Genomic DNA, 6,429 nt, shown 5'->3' with positions numbered 1-6,429 from the left:
TCCCTTCGGGATTGTAAAAAGGCCGACCCGCCTGCGCGGGTCGGCCTTTTTTTGGCGTCTGAGACCCCGTAGGAGCGGCTTTAGCCGCGAAAGGTACGATGCGTAATTGTGTCGTCCTCTTCCCGACTAAAGTCGGTCCTACGGGGCGGTGCTACCAGACCTGCTGCTGCGCAGGCGTTTCGCTCACCGTGCCGGGCACCGGAATGGCGATTTCGGTCGGCATGCCCTCTTCGGCCGCCACCACATCGCGCACGGTGTCCCAATTGGTGCGCATGCTGTTGGCCAGACCTTCGTGCTTGAGCAGGGTGTTGATCACCGCGGTGTGCTTGTCGACCACCGACGGGTTGCCGTCTTCGTCCAGCGGCGTGTGCGCCTCCAGCCAGACCTTGCCGCCACTGACGCCAAACTTGTAAGGCTCGTTGATGATCCGCACCGGGGTGCCCACCGGCGCCAGGTCGGCCAGTTCGAGCACGTTATTGTTGTACATGCGAAAGCAACCATGGCTGGTGCGCATGCCGATACCGAATTTCTTGTTCGAACCATGAATCAGGTAGCCCGACATGCCCAGGCCGAACTTGAACGGGCCCAGCGGGTTGTCGGGGCCGGCCGGTACCACGGCGGGCAGGATATCGCCATCGGCGGCATGCTCGGCGCGAATCGACGCCGGCGGGGTCCAGGTCGGGTTCGGCGTCTTGGCCACGACTTTAGTGGTGCCGATCGGCGAGCCCCAGCCTTCACGACCAATGCCCAGGGCATAGGTGTAAACCGTGTTCTTGCCTTTGGGGTAGTAATACAACCGGTACTCGGCCAGGTTGATCACGATGCCCTCACGCGGGCCAGGCGGCAGGATGAACCGGGTCGGCAAGGTGATTTTCGTTCCGGCGCCCGGCAACCAGGCGTCCACACCCGGGTTGGCGGCGATCATTTCCAGATAACCCAGGCCATAACGGGTGCCGAGGTCGGCGAAGGTGTCTTCGTATGCAGCCTCGATGACCTGCTCCTGGCCGACGATGTCTTCACCCGGCGGCGGCAGGGGCAATTCGATGGCTTGAACAGAACCGGCTGCCCACAACACGGCCAGGGACAGACAGCGGGCAACGACAGGAATGCGCGACAACATCCGGTGAAATCCTTCGACTAAACGGAAACAGGAAAGAACGGCAGTGTACACCCGGCTTCACAGGTGCGGGAGTGTGCTGCAACCGCCTGCCTAAAGTTCTGGCCAGATCGGCTGCATGCCACGCCGCTGAGCATCGAGAATAGCCTTGCACAGCAGGCACAGGCGCTCGTCTTGCAGCACCTGTGTTTCAACCTGTAACAGGCGTGGCTGCGCTGGCAGCAAGGTGCCGCACAAAGTGCGGTCGGCCGAACCGCCCAACACAAGCTGGCGGGCGATCAGATGAACCTTGATCTCCTGGCAGGCGAACAGGTCGAGCTGCTCGTCCGGTTCGATCATTTGGTAGGCGTACAAGGACCAGGAGGGGCGCGGCGGCATGAAGGGCTCCAGTGAGGGGGGCGCAACCTTAGCCGAAAGCCCCCGTGCAGAAAAGCCTTAAAGCAGCGGTTTAAGGGTCGGCCAGACATTTTCCAGCAATGCGCCCTGCGCACCGACCGCCGGATGCAGGCCATCGGCTTGCATCATGCCCGGGACACCGCCCACGCCCTCAAGGAAAAACGGCACGAACGGCACCTTTTTCTCGCTGGCAAGATCGGTATAAGCCTTCTCGAACAACTGGGTGTAGCGCGGCCCGTAGTTGGGCGGGATGCGCATGCCCAGCAGCAGCACCTTGGCGCCGGCCTGTTGCGACTGCTGAATCATCGACGCAAGATTTTGTTGCAATTGTGCAGGCTGCTGCCCGCGCAGACCATCATTGCCGCCCAACTCAAGCACCACCACCTCCGGTTTATGCTCTGCAAGCAGCGCCGGTAGCCGCGCCAGCCCTCCGGCACTGGTGTCGCCGCTGATCGAGGCATTGACCACCTTGTCGCTGAAACCCTGCTCCTGCATACGCTGTTGCAGCAGGGTGACCCAGCCTTGACGGGTATCCAGGCCAAAACCCGCGCTGATACTATCCCCAACGATCAACACCGTGCCCGCCGCTGCACCTTGTGACAACAGCAGCAAACCTACAGCCGTACTCAATAACCACGCACGCATCGGACTCTCCATGAGTGAAAGTATTCTCAGCGCCCAAAGCCTCAGTAAAGTGGTCCCCAGCACCGAAGGTGACCTGACTATCCTGCACGAACTCTCTCTGGAACTGAACAAGGGCGATACGCTGGCCATTGTCGGCGCCTCGGGCTCCGGCAAGTCGACCCTGCTGGGCTTGCTCGCAGGCCTGGACCTGCCCAGCGCCGGCAGCGTGATTCTTTCAGGCAACAACCTGAGCCAGCTGGACGAAGACGAACGTGCGCGGGTGCGGGCCGAACATGTGGGCTTCGTGTTCCAGTCGTTCCAGTTGCTCGACAGCCTCAATGCGCTGGAAAACGTCATGCTGCCCATGGAGCTTGAAGGCCGCAAGGATGCCCGCGAGCGCGCCCGTGGCTTGCTTGAGCGGGTCGGCCTGGGCAAGCGTCTGACCCACACGCCGCGTCAGTTGTCGGGCGGCGAGCAGCAACGGGTCGCCATTGCCCGCGCCTTTGCTGCCGAGCCCGCAGTGTTGTTTGCCGACGAACCGACCGGCAACCTCGACAGCCATACCGGCGAGCGCATCAGCGACCTGTTGTTCGAGTTGAACAAGGAGCGCAACACGACCCTGGTGCTGGTCACCCATGACGAACGGCTCGCGCATCGTTGCCGTCGCCTGATCCGCCTTGAAGCCGGGCGCCAGATCGCCCCTCTGGAGCCTTGATGGCACGCATGCCTCTGTCACGCCTGTTCAGCCTAGCCACTCGCCAGTTGCAGCGCGATGCCCGCGCCGGTGAGTTGCGCGTGCTGTTCTTTGCCCTGCTGGTGGCCGTGGCCGCCAGCACCGCCATCGGCTACTTCGGCGCGCGCCTGAACGCCGCCATGCTGCTGCGCGCCACCGAATTTCTCGGCGCCGACCTGATTCTCGAAGGCTCCAGCCCCGCCACGGCCGAGCAACGTGCCGCCGGTGAACAGTTGAAACTGGGCCATGCGCAGATCGTGATCTTTTCCAGCGTGATCGCCACCGACGACGGTATCCAGCTGTCGAGCATCAAGGCAGTCGACACCGCCTACCCGCTGCGTGGCGAGCTGAAAAGCGCGGCTGATCTGTATCAACCGGACCAGGTCAGTTCCGGCCCGGCGCCGGGTGAAGCCTGGGCAGAAGCGCGCTTGCTGCCGGCAGTCAACCTCAAGGTCGGCGACACCATCGATGTCGGCGCCAAACCGCTGAAGCTGACGCGCATCCTCACCTACGAACCGGACCGCGCCGGCAACTTCTACAGCCTGACCCCGCGGGTGATGATCAACCTGCAGGACCTGGAAGCCACGGGCGTGGTGCAGCCGGGCAGCCGGGTCAGCTTCCGCGAGATGTGGAGCGGCCCGCCCGAAGCCCTGGCCGCCTACCGCAAGGCCATCGAACCTGGCCTGCAAGCGCATCAGGAAATCAAGGACGCCCGCGACGGCAGCCAGCAGATCGGCGGCGCCCTGGGCAAGGCCGAGCGCTACCTGAACATGGCCAGCCTGGTGGCGGTGCTGCTGGCCGGCGTGGCTGTGGCCATGTCGGCGGCACGCTTTGCCGCCCGGCGCTTCGATGCCAGCGCCCTGCTGCGCTGCCTGGGGTTGTCACGCCGTGAAGCGCTGCTGCTGTTCAGCCTGCAACTGGCAATCATCGGCCTGCTGGCCAGCCTGGCCGGCGCATTGCTGGGCTGGCTGGCGCAATTGGGCCTGTTTGCCCTGCTGCATAACCTGCTGCCGGCCAGCGTGCCGCCCGGCGGTGTAGTACCGGCCCTGGCCGGCATCGGCACCGGGCTGGTGGCGCTGGCAGGCTTTGCCCTGCCGCCGCTGGCGGCACTGGGCCGGGTACCGCCGCTGCGCGTGCTGCGCCGCGACATGCTGCCGGTGCCGGCCAGTTCGTGGCTGGTGTATGGCGCCGCGATCGTGGCGCTGGGCCTGATCATGTGGCGCCTGAGCCTGGACCTGGTGCTGACCTTCGCCCTGCTTGGCGGCGGTATCGTCGCTGCCCTGCTATTCGGTGCACTGCTGTTGCTGGGCCTGAACAGCCTGCGTCGCCTGCTGGCCGGCGCCACCTTGCCGTGGCGCCTGGGTCTGGGGCAACTGCTGCGTCACCCGCTGGCCGCCGCCGGCCAGGCCCTGGCGTTCGGCCTGATCCTGCTGGCCATGGGTCTGATCGCCCTGCTGCGCGGCGAACTGCTCGACACCTGGCAAAACCAGTTGCCCGAAGATGCGCCCAACTACTTCGTGCTCAATGTACTGCCCGCCGACAAGGACAATTTCGCCAAGACCCTGACCACGCTGTCCACGCACGCAGCGCCGCTGTACCCGGTGGTGCCAGGCCGGTTGGTGAGCATCAACGACAAGCCGGTGAACGAGTTCGTGACCAAGGACTCACGCGGCGAGAACGCGACCCGCCGCGACCTGAACCTGACCTGGGCGGCCAGCATGCCCGAAGGCAACACCATCACGGCCGGGCAATGGTGGCAGGACAACGGCGCCCAACCAGCGGCGGATGCAGTGCCAAAGGTTTCGGTAGAAGCCAAACTGGCCGACAGCCTGGGCATCAGGCTCGGTGACCGGCTGGGTTTCACGGTGGGCGGCCTGACCCGCGAAACCGTGGTCAGCAGCCTGCGCGATGTCAACTGGGACACCTTCCAGCCGAACTTCTTCATCATCTTCCAGCCCGGCACCCTGACCGACCTGCCGACCACCTTCATGACCAGCTTCTACGTGCCGCCGGGCCATGACCGGCAGATCGTCGAGCTGTCGCGAACCTACCCGTCGATCAGCATCCTGGGGGTGGAAGCACTGCTGGCGCAGGTGCGCAGCATCCTCGACCAGGTGACACTGGCGGTGCAATTCGTGCTGTTGTTCGTGCTGGCGGCCGGTGTCGCGGTGCTGTTCTCGGGCCTGCAGGCCACACTGGATGAGCGTATTCGCCAGGGTGCCTTGCTGCGTGCACTGGGCGCCCGACGTGCGTTGTTGATCACGTCGCGACGCATCGAGTTCGGCCTGCTCGGTGCCGCCAGCGGCTTGCTGGCGGCGCTGGGCTGCGAACTGGTGAGTTTCGTGCTGTACCGCTTTGCCTTCGACCTGCAATGGTCGCCGCATCCGTGGCTGCTGGTATTGCCCCTGATCGGCGCCCTGCTGGTCGGCGGTGCGGGGGTCTACGGCACCCGCCGCGCGCTCAACGCCAGCCCGCTGAGCGTCTTGCGCGAGGGGTGATGTTCGGCATTACGCCGGGAAAACCTTGGCGATCCACTCCTCGACCTTGTCGCCACTGCTCAGGCTGGCCTGGACCAGCCCATCGACGATGAAGGTCGGGGAAACATGAATACCGTTCTGCCGCGCGTATTTGCTGTGCCATTTGATTTCGTTTTCCAGCGCCGGCACATCGAACGCCTCGCTCAAACGCACACCACTGTAGCCTTCCAGGCGGGCAATGATGTCGTTGGGCGTAGCGTCGCGGTTGGGACCAGTGGCATGGTGGTCGAACTCGAATTCTTCACGGTGCGCCGCAATCGCGGCCATCACCGTCCAGGCCGTGTCCTTGCCACCCTCAAGGGTCGACGCCGCAAGAATGCAGCGCACCAGCACGCCCGAATACAGATGCCATGGCTGCGATTGCAGGCGTACCTTGACGGTGATTCGATCCTCGCCCGCTTGCGCCAGCAAGGCCTTGAGTTTGCCGAAGGCCCTGACCGAATACGGACAGGTCGGTTCAAGAAACACTTCGAAGGTGCGTGGCCCGTGGCCCCATACCAGCGGATCGGCATTGCAGACAGACGTTCGCATGTTCACTCCTCGGTCAAAAATGGCCATGACGGTAGCATCGTTATGGCCAGAATAAATATGGCCGCTGTGCCTATGGTCTGTTGCCGTTTGAGCATGAGCGGCATTGTTAGCTCACCTGAGTACGGTGTTGTATTGACTCTTGGTAGTGGTCTGTTAGAGAGGTTCCGACCCTCTTCGGGCCGGGCTACTTTGTCTTGGCAAAGTAACCAAACCGCTGGCTCCTGGTTCCGGCCCCTTCGGGGTTCCCTCCTTCCGGCATTGCTCCGGGGTCGCCGCTTATGGGCCTTCCATGGCCCAAGCGGCTAACGGACCATCCATGGCCCTTTTCCCCCTGCGCAACGCCTCCACTCGGCCTGCACAAGTCGCGATTGGCGTCGCCTGTAACATCGCGCATGAAAAGCAAATCAAGAGCTTTTGATCTTGCCGTTGCCCTTGATCTTTTACGCAAATGTCACAGGCGCCGCAGAACGCGACTTGGGCGCAAGGCCGAG

6 protein-coding genes are annotated in these 6,429 nt (G+C 63.7%); 2 read left to right on the top strand and 4 right to left on the bottom strand.

Features of this window, described 5'->3' with window-relative positions; genetic code table 11:
• Nucleotides 1-151: 151 nt before the first annotated feature.
• From ACYP2A_RS12400 to ACYP2A_RS12390, 3 genes are all read right to left on the bottom strand, one after another.
• Nucleotides 152-1,120 (bottom strand): L,D-transpeptidase family protein, encoded by a 969-nt coding sequence (locus ACYP2A_RS12400; RefSeq protein WP_459745287.1) that lies wholly within the window; start codon nucleotides 1,118-1,120, stop codon nucleotides 152-154.
• Between the two features lie 90 nt (nucleotides 1,121-1,210).
• Entirely contained in the window at nucleotides 1,211-1,495 is a 285-nt protein-coding gene (locus ACYP2A_RS12395; RefSeq protein WP_459745286.1) for a hypothetical protein, read from the bottom strand.
• Nucleotides 1,496-1,552: 57 nt separating this feature from the next.
• On the bottom strand, nucleotides 1,553-2,158 hold the full coding sequence (locus ACYP2A_RS12390; protein WP_459745285.1) for an arylesterase: 606 nt from the start codon (nucleotides 2,156-2,158) through the stop codon (nucleotides 1,553-1,555).
• 10 nt (nucleotides 2,159-2,168) lie between these two features.
• Here ACYP2A_RS12390 and ACYP2A_RS12385 point away from each other — a divergent pair, with 10 nt between their 5' ends.
• On the top strand, nucleotides 2,169-2,852 hold the full coding sequence (locus ACYP2A_RS12385) for an ABC transporter ATP-binding protein (RefSeq protein ID WP_459745284.1): 684 nt from the start codon (nucleotides 2,169-2,171) through the stop codon (nucleotides 2,850-2,852).
• Nucleotides 2,852-5,368, top strand: a complete 2,517-nt coding sequence (locus tag ACYP2A_RS12380) for an ABC transporter permease (RefSeq protein WP_459745283.1) — start codon at nucleotides 2,852-2,854, stop codon at nucleotides 5,366-5,368. Before ACYP2A_RS12385 ends, ACYP2A_RS12380 begins: the two co-directional genes overlap by 1 nt.
• Before the next feature lie 9 nt (nucleotides 5,369-5,377).
• Here the strand turns inward: ACYP2A_RS12380 and ACYP2A_RS12375 are convergent, their stop codons facing one another.
• Nucleotides 5,378-5,938 carry a DsbA family protein gene (locus tag ACYP2A_RS12375; protein WP_459745282.1) on the bottom strand — a complete coding sequence of 187 codons (561 nt, stop codon included), beginning with the start codon at nucleotides 5,936-5,938 and terminating at the stop codon, nucleotides 5,378-5,380.
• Nucleotides 5,939-6,429 lie beyond the last annotated feature (491 nt).

The sequence above is a fragment of the Pseudomonas sp. 3A(2025) genome, from assembly GCF_054589175.1.
The sequence above is the reverse complement of the archived record's forward strand: the minus strand, read 5'-3'. Positions and strand labels throughout refer to the sequence as shown.